The organism is uncultured Proteiniphilum sp., assembly GCF_937873925.1.
In the GTDB taxonomy this organism is placed as follows: Bacteria; Bacteroidota; Bacteroidia; order Bacteroidales; family Dysgonomonadaceae; genus Proteiniphilum.
This window is the reverse complement of record NZ_CALNAT010000233.1, coordinates 1-20989: the sequence shown is the minus strand read 5'-3', so window position 1 is coordinate 20989 and position 20989 is coordinate 1. Positions and strand designations below refer to the sequence as shown.

Here is a 20989-nt window from a genome sequence, read left to right as displayed (position 1 = left end):
TTTAAAACCGGACTCAAAGAATCAGTTTAATTCGAATATTGACTTATTAAAGTATAATATTCGTGCGAATGTAAATATCAATGTAACGAAAACTACGGAGATGATCATAAAAATGAATTCTTCTTTTGATGAATATACTGGACCTCTGGACGGAGGTGCAGATCTATACCGCAAAATAATGAGATCAAATCCGGTATTGTTTAAACCATATTATGAGCCTGACGAGGCGAATATCTTTACGAAGCACATTCTATTTGGAAATTATGGAAACGGAGGATACCTAAATCCTTATGCAGAAGCGATGAAAGGGTATAAAGATTATAGTAAAAACACGTTAATCACGCAATTTGAAATTAAACAAGACCTCTCCATGATTACTAAAGGGCTCACTGCAAGAGCAATGGTAAACATGAATAGAAATTCAGATTACACCGTAACTCGTCAGTATTCTCCATTTTTTTACAAAATCAAGGATGGGAGTTATGACAAATGGACTCAAAAATATGAATTGGACGTCCTGAACCAAGCCTCTGGAACTGAATGGTTGGACTTTAAGGAAGGCGACCGTTATATAAAATCCACTTTTTATTTGGAAGCTATGACTGAATATAATCGGAAGTTTCAAGAAAAGCACGATGTCAACGCTTTATTGGTATATCAAATGCGGGAAGAAAAAGAAGGAACTGCACCAGATCTACAATCATCACTTCCCTATAGGAATTTAGGGTTATCAGGACGTTTGGCCTATAATTATGATACGCGATATTTCGGCGAATTTAATTTTGGATACAATGGGTCGGAACGCTTTTCTACCGAACATCGTTTTGGCTTCTTTCCGTCTATTGGCACAGCATGGATGGTATCAAACGAAGATTTTTTTGCATCATTGAAGGAATATGTTCCTGTATTTAAATTAAAAGCGACCTACGGATTAGTAGGAAATGATGCAATAGGAAGTGCCAGCGACCGTTTCTACTATTTATCTAAAGTGAATATAGGTGGTAGCAGCTTCGTTAATTGGGGAACCAACCTAGACTATAATCCCGGTATAGTTACTATTTCAAGATATGCGAATGATGATATCGGTTGGGAAAAATCTTATAAAACTAATTTAGGATTTGAAATTCTCCTGAAGAATGGTTTTTCGGCAAACGCTGATTTTTTTAATGAAAAACGGGAAGGTATCTTATTATCCCGGACTATTCCTAAGACAACAGGTATAGGTGTGCCTGTAAAAGCGAATCTTGGAAAAGCAAAAGGAAGTGGGATCGATGTTGAATTTAATTATGAAAAGAATTTTAACAAATATTTTTGGTTGATCGGGCGCGGAACTTTTACATACGCCACCAGTAAAGTATTAGAGTGGGAAGAACCGGAATATTCAGATGCTCCATGGCGTTCCAGAGTAGGATATTCCATCAATCAAACTTGGGGATACATCGCTGAGCGTTTATTCTTAGACGAAGAAGAAGTTAAAAATTCCCCGACGCAATTTGGAGACTATAAGGCGGGTGATATTAAGTATAGGGATATTAACGGCGATGGAAGAATCTCAGAATTAGATATGGTACCAATTGGGTATCCTACAGTACCAGAAATCAATTATGGTTTTGGTCTTTCAATGGGATATAAAGGCTTGGATTTTTCATTCTTTTTCCAAGGCTCTGGCAGACAATCTTTTTGGATGAATACAAATAAAGATAATTCGAATAACATTATCCCATTTTTAAATGGGAATAATGTATTAAGAGCATTTTCAGATAGTTATTGGTCTGAATCTAACCCGGATATTTATGCTGTATGGCCGCGATTAGCTAATCAAGCAATCGACAACAATAACAAACCAAGTACTTGGTTTATGCAAGATGCATCGTTCTTGCGTTTAAAGAGTGCCGAGTTGGGTTATACCTTTCCTAAAAGAGTAATGGACACACTGCATGTAGGAAATCTTCGTCTCTATTTAAGTGGTACAAACTTATTATGTTTCAGTAATTTCAAATTTTGGGATCCTGAAATGGGTGGAAACGGATTGGGATATCCGCTCCAAAGGGTAATAAATATTGGTCTAAATGTTGGATTTTAAATCTTATGAATATGAAGTACATTTATAATTACATAATAATATTAGTTCTTGCACTTACAGTAAGTGCATGCAATTATCTAGATGTTGTTCCTGACGATATAGCGACAATAGATCACGCTTTCTCAAATCGTTATAATGCAGAAAAGTATTTATCAACAATCTATCAGCAAGGGCCAAGATATGGCGATGCCACGTCCAATCCGGCTTTCATGGGTACTGGCGAATTTATTGTTAACGACCAAATTCGGCCCGATTGGATGGGGATGCAAGTGGCTTTAGGCTACTCTACCCCTACCGATCCGTATGCAAATTATTGGTCGGGAGGTGCAGCCTATACCCCTAGCTTATATAAAAATATAAACGATTGCAACACTTTCTTGAAAAATATTGAAAGCGTACCGGATTTAGATTCTCAGGAAAAAGCACGTTGGAGCGCTGAAGTAAAACTACATAAAGCGATGGATATATTCTTCCTGATGGAGATGTATGGTCCGGTTGTGTTATTAAAAGAAAATCCACCAGTTGGAGCATCTGGAGAAACAATTCGCGCGTATCGGGAAAAAATTGATGATTGCTTTGAATACATTCTTCAACTCACTGAAGAAGCATTGGGCGATTCGGAAGATAACAAACCCCTCCCCGATGTCATAACAACAACATCGACAGAATTGGGGAGATACACGCATCCCATCGCATCGATGTTTAAGGCGAGGGTATTAACAGCCTGGGCCAGTCCCCTCTATAATGGGAATACAGACTTCAATAATTTTTTAAACCATGAGGGTAAACCGTTCTTTAATCAGACACCTGATCCTTCTCGATGGGAAAAAGCAGCGGCAGCCTGTAAAAAAGCAATAGAGGCATGTGAAACGGCCGGAATTCGTTTATATCAACAATCCGATTACAAAACGCCTGTAGGACTTCCAGAACAGGTTAATCTGCTAAATACGTTACGATCGGTTTATACTGAACGCTGGAATGTGGAATTAATATGGGGATGTAGTTCAACGACAATATATCAGGGTTGCGCAATGCCTCGATATGCTGCCTCTTCCAGCCAGGCAACCAGAGGAATCTATTGCGTCCCCTTGGATATAGTAGATGAGTTTTATTCCAAAAACGGAGTGCCAATTAATGAAGATAAAATATATGATTATCAGGGACGTTTTAGCATTCGTAAAGGGGATAGTCAACATAAATATTATATTGATCAAACCGAACAAACCGTTTCGATGAATTTCGACAGAGAACCCCGGTTTTATTCTTGGCTGACTTTTGACAGGGCGGTTTGGTACGGGAATACACCGCAAACAAATTTTACTGTAAAGATGCGCTGGGGCGAACCTGCATCAAGTTCTCTTCAACCTAGGGATCTTCATGTAACAGGGTACTGGCCAAAGAAGTATGTCAATTTTGAATCCCAATTTAGAAATGCAGATACTTGGTATGAATATAAATACCCGGTTCCAATGATGCGTCTGGCTGATCTTTATCTCTTGTATGCAGAAACATTGAATGAAGTGAAATCTTCCCCCGATCAAGAAATTTATCAATACGTGGATATGGTTCGTAGGCGTGCCGGATTGGAGGGTGTCTTGGATAGCTGGAGGAAGTACTCTAATGAGCCTGACAAACCACTGACCAAAGCAGGTATGAGAGAAATTATACACCGCGAACGTAAAATTGAGTTATTTGCCGAAAGTTCATATTTTTGGGATTGTCGTCGTTGGAAAACAGCCGTGAAAAATTTAAATAATCGTAAGATAGAAGGGTTTAATACCAGTGCTACTGATATCAGGGAATATTATACAGTAGTTCCTTATTACACGCAATCTTTCACAGTAAATAATTATCTTCTGCCCATACCTGATTCTGATATTATCAATAATCCGAATTTGATACAAAATCCAGGTTGGTAATAAACAATTAATGGAAATGATAAATATGAAAAAAGTTTTTTATATCACTATCTTGTTATCGGTTGTCTTCTCCTGCAGTGAGAAAAATTTGGAACCGATAAATGAAAAAACCGGTAAGCCGGACAAGGTGACTGTCATGGAAACGACACCCATAGCAGGGGGGGTACGAATTACCTATGAAATTCCTAATTCAAATGATATATTAGGGGTTAAAGCAATTTACACTTTACAGAGTGGAAAACAAAGAGAAGTAGTTTCTTCTTATTATAAAACATCCTTGGAAATAAAAGGATATACCGATGAAAAGGTACATTCGGCAACATTGTATACGTTCAATCGCGCCCTTGAATTTTCAGATCCAGTTGAAGTAAGTTTCACTCCCCTAAAATCAGCCATCCAAAAAGTTGTAGAATCATTCGAATTCTTAAGCGATTTTGGAGGAGTAGGGTTTAGGTGGAAAAATGAAGACAAAGAGATCTTGAATTTCGAGTTTCTAGGAGAAAACGACAAAGGCGAGTTACAGACAGTAGAGATAATTTCGTCTCAATTAGCCGACGGGAGTGGCGCTCTTCGCGGATACGATACAAATCCATATCGTTTTGGGGCCATTGTCAGCGACAGATACGAGAATTACTCTGATACGCTATACCCAAAAGAAGGTGTAATTACTCCACTTTTTGAAGAACAGTTAGATCGTTCTAAAATTGAAATACTAAATAACAACACCTTACCGCAAGGCGCTGCTCTTATTTACCCTTATGAAAATGACGTAAGATGGGATTACCCGGGGTGGGCGTCAGGTAATAGCGCTTACAGCATGTTTGACGGGAGCCGAGACACCTGGAGCCATACATACATAGCAACGGTTCCCGGAGCAGCGTTTACAATTGACTTGCATTGTCTGATGAAGTTAAGTCGCATTCATACGTTCCAACGAGATTATAATTACGCTCCACGTGTTTATAATCAGGGAAATATTGAATTATTTGAAGTATGGGGTGCGCAAGATCAACCGATTATGAATGGAAAATGGGAAGAGGCCGGATGGATAAAAATTGGAGATTTTAAAACCATAAAGCCTTCCGGTTCACCATTAGGCACTGTAACAGATGAAGACTTTACGGTAGCCGCTAAAGGACATGATTTTACAATTGACATAACTTCACCCGCAGTGCGTTATATACGGGTAAAAGTTAACAGGACATTTGGAAATGTTTCGAACTGCTATTTTGCAGAAGTAAGTTTTTTCGGTGAAATTATAGATTAACAATACAAAAGATGAAAAAGATAAACAGCAATCTATACATTATTATATTGTCTTTTTTTGCATTTTTCTCATGTGAAGATATGATGGATTATCATAAAGACTATACAAAAGGAGGAGAAATTGTATATGCACCGAAAGTAGATTCGGTTATTTTCTCATCTGGAAAACGTAGAATTCAATTTCAATATTGGTTGTACGATTCGCCTAGTGTACGATCAATTAATGTATATTGGAATAATGGAAAAGATTCATTGGAAATTCCAATTGAAAGAGCAACAATAAAAGAGAGTCACATTTTATGTGATTCGGGAAAAGTAATGATTGATAATTTACAGGAAGGGTCTTATTCTTTCCACGTGAAGACAATAGATTCATCCGATAATTATTCTCTGAAAGTCGAAGGTTTTGCAAATTCATATGGCGCTAATTTTGAAAATGGGCTCTCAAATCGCAGGGTAAAATCAGTTTCACAATACGCCATAAACGAGAACGCAACCATCGATTGGTATGCAGCATCAGAAGAGATGATCGGGGTAGAAGTTAAATACACGAAGAAGGATAATCAAGAAGCAATTGTATCGCTATCGGCATCTTCCACGTCCATGGCTTGTCCAGATGCAAAAACAGATTCACCTTTCGAATACCGTACATTTTTCTTACCTGAACCAACCGCGATAGATACTTTCGCTACAGATTGGTCGTTCAATAAAACAAAATTTCCTTTCGACAGAAGTAACTGGGAAGTCATAGGGGTTTCCGATGAACAAGTTTCGGATGGAGGCGGTGTTAAAACAATTATTGATGGGATCATTCATGCACAAGGAATACCATCTAATTTTTGGCATTCTCGATGGTCTCCAGTCGCACCTCTTCCTCACTGGGCAGTAATAGACATGAAGTCACCGAAAAAAATTGCGATGATTGAAACCTTTCGCCGTTGGAGTAACAACTCGACACGTTCAGTGGAATATTACGTTGGAAATGAATATATCCCCGGAGACATGAATGTTGATTTTAATAAATGGACAAAAATAACCGAAGGAATTTTTGACTCGAATGCATCAAACAATAGATTGGTCTTGGAGGTTTCTGATGGATTGAATGTTGCCGGACGCTATCTGCTTATCTATTTAAGAGATTCGAATAATGCGCAGAACACACAAATTTCAGAGATATTTGTGTGCGGGCGAAGTAATGAATGATTTGATATTCATTGGTGGTGACACAATTGATCTATCAATAAATCCCTATAGAAATCAAGTGAACATGTTATCCAAATCTATATTTTAGATTCGGATAACATGTTACCAAAATTATCCGCGAAATTAAATATAGACAAGATGACTCTAAAAAAATTTATCTTCCTTTCAATCTTTATTATTAATATTCAACTTATATTTTGTATTGATAAAAATACCTATTACGCGAGATTCGATGATGATACTTTATTTATTGGAAATAATTTGATCGAGCGAAAATTCCTCTGGAATAATGGGAATCTTAAAACTATCTCTATCAAAGATAAAAAAAATTGCCATAGCTGGATCAATCAAAAACTATCTCCCGACTTTTTTATTCCCCAGCAAAATCAAGACGCAAAAAATGACAAATGGTTTGCTGAAGAGATAGAAACCGCTATTTTGCCCAGACATTTGGCTATAACTGTTGAATATACGCTTGATCACTTGCAGATTCGAAAGGTATACCGAATTTATTCTGATTGTCCCGTCATCGCTTGTGATATTTATTTAAGGGGAGAGGCAAAAGGAAAATGGGTCATTAAACAGAAAGATCCGGCGGAGTTGGATTATGTCGAATCCAGAAATATTCTCTCTCAATACAACGAAATTCCGATAATAGATCAAATTTCGTTAGAAGGAAAACATTGGTCTTTGAACACTGTTGAATTTCTGGACAGGTCTGATTTCAATAACACAATGGTTAAACCCTATTCGGGTACATCCTATACCGAAAATACTTACCGGGGAAATCTACTTTTTTGTGAAAATATGGAATCTGACGATGGTCTCTTCTTCTTGAAAGAGGCTCCGTGTTCTGGTGTACAACTGGCCTATCCGGGAGCTGATTTTGTTACCAACTTCGGACATGTAAGGATGATTGGACTCGGCGTTACGCCTGAAGATTTGAATGTGGATGAATGGACAAAGGCCTACAGTGCTGTTGTCGGGGTTTATTCCGGCGGAGAAATCCAACGTTTGACTGCATTGCAAAAGTATCAGAAAAATTTTCGCAAGCTCCTTCCTGAAAGGGATGAAATGATAGTGATGAATACTTGGGGGGACAGAGGAAGCATCAGCAGATTGACAGAAAATTTTTGCAAAAAGCAAATTGAAGCGTGTGCCCGGCTGGGTATAACCCATTTTCAATTGGATTATGGCTGGCAGGAAGGGAGCGATGAAGGGACCTATCAGCACGTTTATAAAAAGAATCCTGATTTCTGGACTCCCAACAAGCAGTTGTTTCCTAACGGACTATCCCCCGTCATTGAGAAAGGGAAAGAACTTGGCGTGGATGTCTGCCTCTATTTAAACCCGTCGCTTTCCAATGATAATGAAGATTGGGAAAAAGACGCCGATGCCATTATCAAAATGTATCGGGATTACGGGGTAAGAATGTTTAAAATTGATGGTCAGAAGATGCCCAACAAGTTGGCAGAAAGAAGAACCCGCATGATGTACGATAAAGTGATGCGTGAAACTGACGAAAATGTCTTCTTTAACATAGATATTACAGCCGGAGTCAGGGGCGGTTATTTTATGTTTACGGAATATGGAAACTTGTTCTTAGAAAACAGATACACTGAGTGGGGTAATTACTATCCATATAAAACCCTTAGAAATCTCTGGATGTTGTCAAGGTACATACCTGCAGAAAAATTACTTATTGAGTTTCCCAACAAGTGGAAAAATAAAGACAAATACCCTGAAAACGATCCGTTTGCCCCGATAAATTATTCATTCGAATACCTGTTTGCCACAACCATGGCCGCACAACCTCTCGTCTGGATGGATGTGGCGGATCTTCCTGCAGGAGCATTTACAAATCAACAGCTGATAAAAAAATACCGGACCATTCAACACGATTTTCACCAAGGTGTGATTTTACCGATCGGGGATGAACCTTCCGGAAAATCTTGGACAGGTTTTCAATCTATACGGGACGATCAGGGATATTTGCTGATTTTCAGGGAAATGTCACCGAACGCTAGTGCGAAGATTAAGACATGGCTTCCTGCAGGCCGGGTCGTTAATTTGACGCCTATAGCCGGAGATGGAGACCGAATAAAACAGCAGGTATCCGATACGGGATCCGTTACACTACATCTTCCTAAAATGAACAGTTTTGCATTGTATAAATACTCCACTTATTAATTTAGAAGGCTTGTTATTAATGAAATATATTGTTTTTATCAGTTTTTTCCTCAGTTCTTTTATAATGGTATCTGTTGGACAGAACAGCGAGCTTATCCATATAGAAACGGAACGCCTCAGTCTGATATTTACGTCTCAGCTGGGTGAAAAAGCTATTTTCCAGTATTTTGGAGATAAGCTGTCGACAACTCCCTTGCAGATCTCCAAAGAGAGATTTAAAATGAACCAGGATATAAAGGAGAGTACAGCTCCGGAGATCTTTCCGGCGTACGGGAGGAGATTATATATGGAGCCTGCGATCCGTCTGGTTCATCAGGATGGGGTATTGACCACGGATCTCGTCTATGATTCTCACCATACAAAAGATATCGATGATAATGTGACTGAAACCGTTATTCGGCTAAAGGACAAAATCTATCCTGTCTGGGTTGATCTTCAGTTTAAGGCATACCGGAAGGAGAATGTGATTAGTCAGAGCGTTTGTGTAAGTCATAATGAGAGTAAGCCGGTAATGATAGAGGAATTGGCTTCTTCATATTTACCGCTGACAGCGCAGTCCTATTACTTAACTCATTTTTCCGGTACTTGGGCAAACGAGATGCAACTGATTGAAGAAAAGCTGACGCCCGGAATAAAAAAAGTTGAGTCGAAGAAAGGTGTCCGTACCACTCAGTCGGAAAGCCCATCCTTTTTGTTATCATTAAATAATCCTGTGCAAGAAAACAGTGGCGAAATATACGCCGGATCGCTGGCATGGTCGGGCAATTACAAACTTTCGTTTGAATTTGATGAATTCGGCAGGCTCCATGTCCTATCAGGTATGAATCCTTTTGCGTCATCCTATAAACTCAAAGCCGGGGAATCTTTTCAAACTCCGGAGAATATAATGACTTACAGTTCATCCGGAATGGGAGAGATATCCCGCAATTATCACAACTGGAGTCGTAAATATGCGCTGGCTCACGGTGGTCAGTTACGTCCAGTGGTTCTTAACAGCTGGGAAGGCGCCTATTTTTCGTTCAACGAGCAGACCATTATGGAAATGATTGATCATGCGGCAGAATTTGGCGTGGAAATGTTTGTAATGGATGATGGTTGGTTTGGCAATAAATATCCCCGTAACAATGATCGTGAGGGATTGGGAGATTGGCAGGTCAACAGAAAAAAAATACCGGGAGGAATTGATTTTCTTGCCCGATATGCTGTAAACAAAGGCCTCCGATTTGGAATATGGATAGAACCTGAGATGGTCAATCCTAAAAGCGAACTGGCCGAAAAGCATCCTGAATGGATCGTGAAAAGCGGGGACAGGGAAATGCTGACTATTCGTAATCAATGGTTATTGGATCTCAGTAACCCGAAAGTGCAGGATTTTGTAGTGAAAACATTCAATGATGTTTTATCGTTGTCGGAACATATCAGTTATATTAAATGGGATGCCAACAGACATGTCGACAATGTCGGTTCCGATTACCTGGGAGCTGAAGAGCAAACCCATTTCTGGATAGAATATACGAGAGGGTTGTATAAAGTCTATGAACGGATTAGGGAATCACACCCGGATGTGATGATTCAACTTTGCTCATCTGGAGGAGGACGTTTGGATTTCGGCGCGTTGCGGTTTCATGATGAATTTTGGGCAAGTGATAATACCAATCCGTTGAATCGCCTTTTTATTCAGTACAGTACTAGTCTCTTCTTTCCTGCAATGGCAACGGCGTCGCATGTTTCAACGAGCCCTAATCATCAAACGGGGATGGTAACACCTTTGAAATTCAGATTCGATGTCGCGATGTCACAACGCTTGGGACTAGAATTACAGTTGAAGGATATAGCCGGTGACGATAAAGTTTTTGTAACGGAAGCTATCCGTACATACAAGAAAATTAGACCGATCGTTCAGTTTGGAGATTTGTATCGGTTACTTTCCCCCAATAATGAAGGCGGATGGTCGGCATCGCTCTACGTTGACAGGAAACAGTCCCACGCCGTTTTATTCGCGTACAGCCTGGAGTTCCACAGTAGGACAGAATACTTTGAATGTAAATTAAAGGGGTTAGATCCGAATAAAAGGTACAGACTGGAAGAATTGAATACTAGAAACAATCGTAAGAGTTTCTGGGCGGATGGAAAAACATTTACCGGAGAAGAGTTGATGAAAATTGGGATAAATCTTCAAATTGAAGCCATATTTGATAGTTCAGTCATATTGCTTAGTGAAATATAAATAATACAAGATTTATGAGTACTCGTCGTGATTTTATTAAAAAGACCGTGTTGAGCGGGGTTGCGCTAGGAGCTTTGGGATTACCCGGTTATGCAGGGAATTCATCAGAAACAGCGAAGAAAGGATTGAAAATACCCAGACGAAAAGGTAAATCGGTGATGGGCTTGCGTTGTGAACCTCTCCCTGTGGTGAGAATTGCCGTGATTGGCTTAGGAAGGGGTAATAGTGCGGTTTACCGTCTGGCCAGAATTAAGGGCACACAGATTGTCGCTATCGATGATTTAGTACCTGAAAGAATTGCATCGGCGCAAGAAAATCTTAGGGATGCCGGACGTCCGGAGGCAATTGTCTATTCCAAAGAGGAAGACTGGAAGAAAATATGTGAGCGTGATGATATTGATTTAATTTACAATGCAACGCCTTGGAATCTGCATGTTCCAATCGCCTTGTACGCGATGAAACATGGGAAACATGTTACCATCGAAGTTCCCGCGGCAATGACGATAGACGACTGTTGGGCACTGGTAGATATGGCTGAACAGGCGCAACGCCATTGCATGATGCTGGAAAATTGTTGTTACGACTTTTTTGAATTGACTACGTTGAACATGGCCCGTAAAGGTCTATTCGGAGAAGTATTTCACGGTGAATGCGCTTATATCCATGATTTGAGATGCCAGTTGGACAGAAGCGACAGCTACCATAATACCTGGAGAGTGGATCATTACACCAGGCATACGGGGAATCCCTATCCCACTCATGGACTGGGACCGATTGCACAAATGATGGGTATTAACAGAGGCGATCGCTTTGATTATCTTACGTCAATGTCTTCAAATCATCACGGATTGACGCTCTATGCGGAAAACAAATACGGTAAAGATTCTTCGGAAGCGAAAACTGTCTATAAGTTGGGCGACATGAACTGTACAACTGTCAAAACAGTCAATGGAAATACAATCCTAATCGAACATAACGTGACGAGTCCGGCTCCGTATGACCGTCTTCATAAACTTTATGGGACAAAAGGATATGCGGTAAAATATCCGGAACAAAAGATAGCCCTGGAGCCCGACCCGCATGAATTTTTAAGTGATGAGGATTTTAATGCTATCATGAAAAAGTATGAACATCCATTATCGAGGTATATAGGTGAACAGGCCAAAAAGGTCGGAGGGCACGGAGGAATGGATTATATTATGGATTGGAGACTGATTTATTGTTTGAGAAATGGCTTACCCTTGGATCAGGATGTCTATGATGCGGCAGCATGGTCCTCCATTGTGGAGTTAAGTGAAAGATCGGTTCTAGACAGAAGTAATTCGGTAGAAGTTCCGGATTTTACGAGAGGAGAATGGAAGGATGCAAAGCCATGGCCTATTATAGATATGGATAGGGTTTTATAGGTGACTGATGGTTTCGGATAATAGAAAAGAGAAAAAATAAATATTGTCGTATGAAAGAGAACAGGAGAGACTTTTTAAAGCAAATTGCAATCGGAGGCATCGGTTTGACGGTCGCCCCCGGCCTTAAGGCCAACGAAATGGTTTCGAACGAAATTAAAACTATTTCCGGTTACAAGACAAAAAGCAATCAATATAATAATATGTGCGGCTACCGGGCTCCAATACTTAAAACTGTTCGCACCGGCTTTGTAGGAGTCGGTAACAGAGGATATTCCAATCTTAATCAGATGACGTTTTTGGACGGGGTGGAGATAAAAGCTATTTGTGATATTGCTCAGTTTCGTATTGATGAGGCACAGCAGTTATTGCAAAAGAGAGGATTACCTACAGCCGGGGTTTATACCGGAAGCAATGATGCCTGGCGGGGTTTATGTGAGAATCCCGATATAGATCTGATCAGTATTGCGGTGCCGAGAGGTCCGCTTCACGCCAGAATATCCGTTTATGCGATGGAATGCGGAAAGCATGTGGCTGTTGAGGTACCGGCCGTCGCAACGGTGGATGAAGCGTGGAATATCGTGGAAACATCAGAAAACACGATGAAACATTGTTATATGATGGAGAATTGCTGTTACGATTTCTTCGAATTATTGACATTGAATATGGCACGTCAGGGCTTTTTCGGCGATATCATACACGGCGATGCTGCTTATCTGCACTTTCAAAAGATCTATGAAAAGACGAGGGATAATGATATGTGGAGACTCGAAGAGAGTCAGTATCATGACGGGAATATCTACCCTACCCATGGATTAGGCCCGGTTTGTCAGATCATGAATATAAATCGTGGGGATAAATTGAGCCATATGGTTTCTATGTCGTCAGATGATTTTATGTTGGGCAAAAATGTAGCAGAGTTGGCTTCATCCGACCCGTTCTATCAAAAATTCAATACCGATTCCTACAGGGGTAATATAAATACTTCGATCATTCGTACTGAAAAGGGTCGTACTATCATGCTGCAGCATGACACTACAAGCCCCAGAGTTTATTCGCGGATACATGCCATCAGCGGAACCCGCGCTGCCGCCCAGAAATATCCGCTCCCGGCCAGAATCTCCGTCGGGGACGAGTGGTTGAACGAAGAAGAAATGAAAAAGGTAAATGAGCAATATATGCCGAAGATTGTGAAAAGGATCGGAGATATGGCGCAGGAGGTCGGAGGGCATGGAGGAATGGATTTTCTGATGACATGGAGGCTTATCGACTGTTTAAGAAACGGATTACCGATGGATATTGATGTGTACGACGCTGCTGCATGGAGTGTGATAACTTCGTTGAGTCAGTGGTCTTTATCTAATAATTCCAGGCCTATAGAAGTACCTGATTTTACAAGAGGGGCATGGCAGGGCAATCAACCGGTTGATATATCCTTATCGGAAGGTGGCAACACATCCGTAAAGAAAAGCATTAATTGAATTTTCCGAAACGTCAATGAAAGGCAATCAATTTATATTATACTTTCTTTTATTGGTATTCTTTTCTTTAAGTTGTAATGAAACGCCGGAAAAAGGAGTGAACCCGCCCCAAGTTGAAACGATAGGCGTCAAGGAAATTACCGATATATCTGCCACTTGTTTAGGAAAAATTACCGATGCCGGAAGTGGAACCATTCGAGATTATGGCATTGAAATTAAAAATGGTAATGGATATATAAAAATGTCCCATACAAATACTTCTGAAAGTGGATATGAAGTCCGTTTAAGTGAATTAGTCTCTGATCAGCTTTATTATTATCGCGCTTATGTCGATGATGGCGTTACCTATCACGGAATTGAAAAAAAATTCACGACTCTATCGCCAATCGCTTTTAAAGCAATAATTGATTACAGTAAAATTACCAGCACTTCCGTTGAAATTTCATTCAACTCAACAAGCCGGTTAAAAGAATGGGGAATACACTACAGTAAATCGGAAGTAACAGCTAAAGATCCAGTTAAAAAATCATCGGTTAATTCAACAATCTTAATTGATAATTTAGAACCGGCGACAACCTATAATCTGCTGCCTTACGTAAAAGATAAAAACAATCAGATTATCTATCTGGACAAGTTATACGTAACGACTACAGAACTTAAAGATGTTTGTAAAATCAACGGGAAATGGTATCGAGTAGATACACTCCAACAAAGACAAACTATTAGCCCGGGTTTATCCTACTATTCTATCGCAATAAAAGAATACCCCCTGAGAGTCTATGCATTAGAAATCGATTTGACAAACCCTTTCATCCGAGTAGAGACCTGCCTCGCGATGGACAATGCCATCGCAACCGAACGCCCAAATGCAATGGTAGAGCGGAAAAGATTACAAGGTTACGACGTCGTTGCGGCCACAAACGGGGATTTTTATTTTTATCAGGATCCTATTGAAATAGGCATTCCAAGAAGTGGGCAGTTCCATCATGGAGGGATGGTAACCAATCCGACCGGCCGGGCTTGTTTCATTTTAAGTGAAGATGGAATACCTTATATCGATAGGCCCATTTTTCAGGGGATCTTGAAGAAAGGAGAGTTTACCACAACAATACATACCGTAAATATGCTGAGATTAGAGGCTTACCCTAATCTTACCCCCAATTTGATGACACTTTATACACCTTCATTCGGTAAAACAACGGGAACTGTCGATGGTGGAACAAAGGTTGTAATACGACCTAAGGATAATGAAAGTTTCTTTTTTGAAGCTAATCGAGAAATCCGATGCAAGGTTGAAGACATTTATGACAACCCGGGGAAATCAATAATTCCTGAAAGATGTGCCGTTTTGCATGGCAGGGGGAGCTCCGCAGATTTTTTAAAAACGCTAAAAATGAATGAAGAAATCAATATTTATCTTGGAGTTACCCTAAAATCGAATCCAAATCTGACAATTAAAATTAAAGAGATGGTTGGAGGAAGCGATAATATTATTCTAAAGAACGGAGAACGAGCCGAAGGTGATGACCTATATAATCCAAGAACGGGAATTGGTTATTCTAAAGATAAAAGAAAAGCCTATTTAATGGTTGCCGACGGTAGGCAAACCTTTTCAAAAGGATGCACGATGAAAGATTTCGGTGAAATACTCTTGTCGGCCGGAGCTTGGTATGCCATTAATTTAGATGGAGGAGGATCATCGGTAATGGTAGTCCGAGATCAAGTGGTTAACAACCCATCGGATGGGAGTGTGAGAGCTGTAGGAAATGGAGTATTGGTTGTTCGTCAAGATAACAACTGAAATACCCCATATTCACTTTTCTTCTATTTCTCCAGTAGATTCCGACAAATTCTTAATTTTTCGGACGCATCATAAAAATCACGCATCTCACGCCCCGATATTTCTGCAATTCCCTGTGAAATTAGCCATTGCTGAATCGACATGACTTCATTTTCAAGTTGTTTCAATTCTTTGAGAGATACTTTCTTTCTCGTTTGATTTATGCTTTCATTTAATGCGGATACTTTCAAATCGTATTCACGCGCGTTGGCTTTGTCCAAAAGAATATCGGAATTTTCAAAATCAGCGCTCGCAAGTAAGTTGTGCTGGGGGTTTGTACTTTCAACAAGACTAAAATCATCAAACCAGGCAGTACCCTCAGGCTGATGTAGCTCCACTAGGACCATTGCTGTTTTTACCGCTTTTTTAGGAATAACGGTAATCTTCCCTTCTTCCCAATCATGTGTCCCGGGAGAGAAGGTGAAAGTATGAACTTCTGGCCAGTTCCCATCTTGATAATCCAGATATAAATGCATTGCATAATAATACCCTAACCGTTCACCAAAATGATCTCTTCGGTTCTCGTCAGTGATCTGCTTTAAATCTGACCTCTTAACGTTCACAGATTTACTATAAGCCGTAAGCGTCAGAGGTTCCGGTTTCGACTGGTTCAGCGTAACAAACTGGGCGGCACCCTGTCGGTTATGGTAAGGCCATTGATTATTATACATCGAATAGGTATTTCCGTCGGTTCGTAGACTGCCGCGTCCAGACCTTTTTGTCTTTAAATCGATGAGATAACCCTGACAAAACGGGGTCCATGGTTTCATTGGCTTATCGAAATCTGCCCTTAATAAATTAGGGGATGGCAGAGTCATTTTCTTTTGAGTATATCCAATTCCTAGTTTTTCATCCATTTCACGTTGTAACAACTGCACTTTAAATAGATTTGAAATACGTGAGAGGATTTTTTCAACAATTACCTCTTTTTTCCCAAATTGAATGAGAGAAGGACCGGATGGCGTCTCGAATCGGATCTTTCTTCCATCTCTTTGATATTTCAATGGCTTTTCCGAAAATTCATCAAAAACAAGTAAGCCGGATGTCTCCGCATCTAAACTATCAAGACGGCATTCAACGGTCTCCGGCCTATTAGAATTGACATAAAAATAAATTCCTTTCTCAACATCATCGCCATATCTTTTAACACTTCCATCTAGCGCCAAAGTTCCGTTAAAAATATCATTATCTTCCGGTTCAATCAACCCCGGCTCAATAACTCTTCCGGTTGCATCAACACGATTCTGACGACTCTTATTAGATGACTCGGCGCGACGCTCTGTCTTGTTGTTTAGAAGATAAGCATACGCATTATCTTGTGGTCCCGCGCTAAACATAGATCGGGTTAGTGGCAAGATTTTACGCAGAACCCATCGTTGATGGTCATAAATATCCGGTCGGGAAGAAAAAAATGAATAGTGTGTCCCGGCCGCCCTGACTCTTCCGTCTGTATATCCGAAATATACAATACCATTAAAGTGTTTCGCTTTCAGGTATTTTTCCAGTTCTCCGGCTGACAATTGACGGGTAAGTAATTCCGCCTGAACTCCTTTAAAACCATCCGCCTGCATATTATGCATCCTTTGTTGTGAGAATTGAAAACCCTCATTCGCGAAGAGATCGACATAGCGGTATAAATGACTTGGCCCTCCATTGGTGAAAATACCAAATCCCGCAGGATGCAAACTGTTTTGAAGATACTCCAGAAAGGTCTCGGGAACTTTTCCGGCATTGTCAAGCGCCATTCCCCCATATTTATTCCCGTTTTTCGTTAATCTTTCCAGTTTGCTGGATACTACAGCTTTCACCAAAGGATTAATCGACGACAGATCCATTTCACCATAGACATCCCCATACGCCCCATCTGAAATATACTTCACTTTAGCGTACTTCGAAAGTCCCGGCACTCCGTATTGTAATTCAGCATATTTGTCAAATGCTATTACGGCCGCTTTCTCTTTGTCTTCTATATGACTGAAATCATATCGTCCTTCTGGATCTTTAATCGATATCTCGACCACAGAATTCCAATAGTCGAAGACGGCTATGTCCAACATCGACGTACGTTTTGCGTCTTCTCCTCCCCACACTATTTCAACGCCAAGTTCGGTTATATCTGGTATATTGAGTGTAGGTTGACCAAAAGCAACACCTACACCGCCGCGCCAGCCAGAGTATTTATAATCTATTGGGAATAGGCCAATCTCCTTATCGATTTGATTGACCACCGGGAATTTTTCTGTTTTTGGAATCTCGCTTGTCCCATCAAGACCGAAATTCAATAAAAGTAATAGAAATATAGTTTGAGCCATCATAAGCCTGTATACATTTTATTGTGTTAAAAAAAGTTGAAAATCGTAGAATAAACATATCGTTTCTGTTCAATATTAGACGTAAAAAACGATATCAAAAGCAATAAAAAATAACACTCTATTATTTACTTAACTTAAATCAAGTATATACGCTGGTAATTAGAATGTTATAGTCAAGTTTACAATTCGTTTAATTCCTGTTAAAAAGTTCATCAATTGCCCTCATTATAACGCCTTCCGCATTCTCCGTAACAGGGCTTGAAAGAATTTCATATCCGCCTTCCCGGTACGCATTCCTGGTCCCAATATAAAATGGGCCATAATCGCCATACGCGGCCATCGCCACGAATCTATCAGGAGCTTTTGCTTTGGCGGCCAACTGATACTCTACGAAGAGTTCGCCGGGCATGAAAAAAATTCTCGCATCATTAATTCCCAAACAAGCAAAACCAATTGCTTTCCGCTGCAAAGTCCGTTTATACCAACCCAACCTGCCTAAATTATTGGCCAAATAAATGCCGTCTTTCGTGGCCATTTCCTTTTCGATATCGGCTGTTTTAGGATTGGATGGCAACAAAACGGGCGTAACAGACCAGGTAACATTACCGCTATTTACGGAATATCTCTGCGTATTTTCCCATGCGCGTTTCATGCCGTCGGCAAGCCTTTTTGCGAGAATAAACCGAGTCTCACGGCTACCGTCATTGTATTTTCCCGCGGCAATATTCCCGCCTGCGCCATTAAAATGAACATGCAACGCATCGGGAACTTCCAACTGACGAAGATACCGGGCAATCCCGGGAAAATCAGGATTTGCAATGCCCGTACGGTAATAGCTCTGCGGATGGGTGGCATAAAAACTTAAAACAGCGAGCGGGATATTTTTATTCCAAAAGCTGAGTAACGACACATCGGGATCAACTACCCCTTCCGACATATTCCTTAGCCGGGGGTCAGAACAAGAAGATCCACGCATCACGCCCATCTTCCCATTAATTGTATCGACTCTCCTGTTGGAAGCAACCTGAAAAACCGGAGCTTTCCCTAATCCGATATGCGTAACATCCTGCAATTTCAGTAACGAATTAGCAATCGACTTTTGTAGCCTTTTTATAAGAACTCGGGCGAAGGTGCCATCGAAACAACCGATAGGCAAATTCTTCTCTTTTAATAAACGTTCGGCTGTAAAATCGCAAATAGGCGCATCGTGCTGATGTACGGTATGCACAGCCACTCGGTCGGAAGCCGTGGCTGCCGCCTCAGCGATGGCCTGTTTAAAGACATCTTGAGATTCGTTTGAAATACCTATCCAATCGACAGCGCATAAAACTATAGGGAGGCCGGCCCCGGTTATGACTACGCCTCTCGCTCTCAGCCCTAATTCAGAGGAATTGATCATTGGGTCGTAAGTCAAAAGGCTACTCACGGGCGGCGTGGCATCAACATCGAATACGCCCAATTTTAGAGAATCGCCATTTTTATTATCGATATAGCGGTAGATGTTTCCAAACGGGACGGCTGCAGCAGTTGCAGCAGCAATCCCGCCGGTTACGGTCGTCAAAAACGATCTTCTTGATACATTTTTTAATAGCATTTGGCTTACTGTTATGAGTAGTTTGACCCTTTCTAGGAAATCAGATGGAGTTTATCCCTGTTTTCATATACTTTCATGATAGCATTGATCACATCTTCCATGTCTTTCTCATTCGCGAGCAAGGGGCCTGACGCCCAAAGCATGACCATATTATCGCAAACCCAATCACAAGCCGGGAGGAATAAGTCGCTCTTGAACTGTTGTAACCTCTCAGCGGAGTACATGGTCTTATATTCTCTTCTTGAAAGAATATTATCCGTCCATGGTTCGCGATGCAGGCCGTTTTTAATATACGGACTGAGCTCAATTCCCTCAGCGGCTATTGCTTTCAAAAAAACATTCCGGTGAACATTATTCCAATACTCTTTGTGGAAAGCCATTGTATATAGGTAATATGATCCTTTATCGGTTTTATGATACATTTTTTGAGGGACCAAACCTTTAAAATCTTTCAACTTAGAGGTCAGGAAAGCAGCGTTACGGCTACGTGTTTCAAATTGCTCCTGAGCATGCTTTAACTGTTCTAAAAGAATAGTAGCTTCAAACTGGTTCATTCTGTATTTTGGCCCGATGGTAACGGAACGACCCTCTTTATTCGTGCCATGATTCATCACCGTATAACAGTCATTAAGCAATTTCTCATTATTGCTAATAATGCCGCCACCCTCTCCGCAGCAAATTGTTTTACTGGTTTGAAAACTGAAACATCCGGCATCCCCTAAAGAACCTAATTTTTGACCTCTGTGCTCAGCAAGATGTGCCTGACAAGCGTCTTCGATAACTTTAAGATTATGTTTCTTTGCAATAGATAAAATACTGTCCAGATCGCACGGCTGTCCCATCATGTGTACCGGCATGATAGCCACCGTATTTTTATTGATTTTCTTTTCTACTTCCTTAGGATCCAATTGGAACGATTCTTTATCCAAATCGACCATCACGGGGAGAGCACGTGCGCTGATAATTGCGGAAATGGTGCCCATATCGGTGTAGGGAGTAGTAATTATTTCATCACCCGGCCCAAATCCCATGGCTTCGACAACCGTATGCAACGCCTGGGTTCCAGAGCCGGTGGTCACGCACCCCTTCACTCCCAAAAGCTGAGCGTATCTTTTCTCAAAAGTTGGAACAGCTCCGTTTAGGTTATCGTCTATTCTGTTCCATCTACCGCTTCTGACTGTTTTCGAAAGGCTTTCAACTATTTGTTCATCCACATATGGCCATTTGGGCCAAACCTTATTATTCACAACCGGTTCTCCTCCAAGTGCCGCTAATTTGGAAATATCACTCTTTAGATAAATATTCGTAGAAATACTTTCCAACGGTTTCACAACATTTGAACTCGCCATCGCAGCTGCACCAGCTGATACGGTTGTCAGAAATGCTCTTCTGCTAACTTTTTTTGATTTCATAATGTTTTTCCATTTAAAATCCAAATAAAATTGGACAATTCACTTTAATTAACTTTTAA

At 40.5% G+C, this 20989-nt stretch carries 12 protein-coding genes; 9 read left to right on the top strand and 3 right to left on the bottom strand.

Annotated features, from left to right (window positions below; genetic code table 11):
• From Q0502_RS16190 to Q0502_RS16150, 9 genes are all read left to right on the top strand, one after another.
• Window positions 1-2083 (top strand): SusC/RagA family TonB-linked outer membrane protein (locus Q0502_RS16190; protein WP_298653008.1); only part of this gene is annotated, 2083 nt, incomplete at its 5' end.
• A gap of 11 nt (window positions 2084-2094) precedes the next feature.
• Window positions 2095-4002: a RagB/SusD family nutrient uptake outer membrane protein gene (locus tag Q0502_RS16185; RefSeq protein ID WP_286833974.1), complete on the top strand. Its 1908-nt coding sequence runs from the start codon at window positions 2095-2097 to the stop codon at window positions 4000-4002.
• A gap of 10 nt (window positions 4003-4012) precedes the next feature.
• Complete coding sequence (locus Q0502_RS16180; protein ID WP_298653005.1) at window positions 4013-5269, top strand: DUF5000 domain-containing lipoprotein; 1257 nt, start codon at window positions 4013-4015, stop codon at window positions 5267-5269.
• A gap of 11 nt (window positions 5270-5280) precedes the next feature.
• Window positions 5281-6471, top strand: a complete 1191-nt coding sequence (locus tag Q0502_RS16175; protein WP_286833971.1) for a DUF4998 domain-containing protein — start codon at window positions 5281-5283, stop codon at window positions 6469-6471.
• Window positions 6472-6732: 261 nt separating this feature from the next.
• On the top strand, window positions 6733-8661 hold the full coding sequence (locus Q0502_RS16170; RefSeq protein ID WP_298653002.1) for an alpha-galactosidase: 1929 nt from the start codon (window positions 6733-6735) through the stop codon (window positions 8659-8661).
• A 19-nt stretch (window positions 8662-8680) separates the two neighbouring features.
• Window positions 8681-10888 carry an alpha-galactosidase gene (locus tag Q0502_RS16165; RefSeq protein WP_286833966.1) on the top strand — a complete coding sequence of 736 codons (2208 nt, stop codon included), beginning with the start codon at window positions 8681-8683 and terminating at the stop codon, window positions 10886-10888.
• Window positions 10889-10902: 14 nt separating this feature from the next.
• Window positions 10903-12294 (top strand): Gfo/Idh/MocA family oxidoreductase, encoded by a 1392-nt coding sequence (locus Q0502_RS16160; protein ID WP_286833964.1) that lies wholly within the window; start codon window positions 10903-10905, stop codon window positions 12292-12294.
• A gap of 50 nt (window positions 12295-12344) precedes the next feature.
• The gene (locus Q0502_RS16155) at window positions 12345-13772 is read left to right on the top strand and encodes a Gfo/Idh/MocA family oxidoreductase (protein WP_286845022.1); all 1428 of its coding nucleotides are present in this window, start codon (window positions 12345-12347) and stop codon (window positions 13770-13772) included.
• Between the two features lie 16 nt (window positions 13773-13788).
• Window positions 13789-15573 carry a phosphodiester glycosidase family protein gene (locus tag Q0502_RS16150; protein ID WP_286833959.1) on the top strand — a complete coding sequence of 595 codons (1785 nt, stop codon included), beginning with the start codon at window positions 13789-13791 and terminating at the stop codon, window positions 15571-15573.
• Between the two features lie 23 nt (window positions 15574-15596).
• Here Q0502_RS16150 and Q0502_RS16145 read toward each other — a convergent pair whose 3' ends face one another.
• From Q0502_RS16145 to Q0502_RS16135, 3 genes are all read right to left on the bottom strand, one after another.
• On the bottom strand, window positions 15597-17927 hold the full coding sequence (locus Q0502_RS16145) for a hypothetical protein (RefSeq protein WP_286833957.1): 2331 nt from the start codon (window positions 17925-17927) through the stop codon (window positions 15597-15599).
• A gap of 187 nt (window positions 17928-18114) precedes the next feature.
• Complete coding sequence (locus tag Q0502_RS16140) at window positions 18115-19518, bottom strand: hypothetical protein (protein ID WP_286833954.1); 1404 nt, start codon at window positions 19516-19518, stop codon at window positions 18115-18117.
• A gap of 32 nt (window positions 19519-19550) precedes the next feature.
• Window positions 19551-20930: a DegT/DnrJ/EryC1/StrS family aminotransferase gene (locus Q0502_RS16135; protein ID WP_286833952.1), complete on the bottom strand. Its 1380-nt coding sequence runs from the start codon at window positions 20928-20930 to the stop codon at window positions 19551-19553.
• Window positions 20931-20989 lie beyond the last annotated feature (59 nt).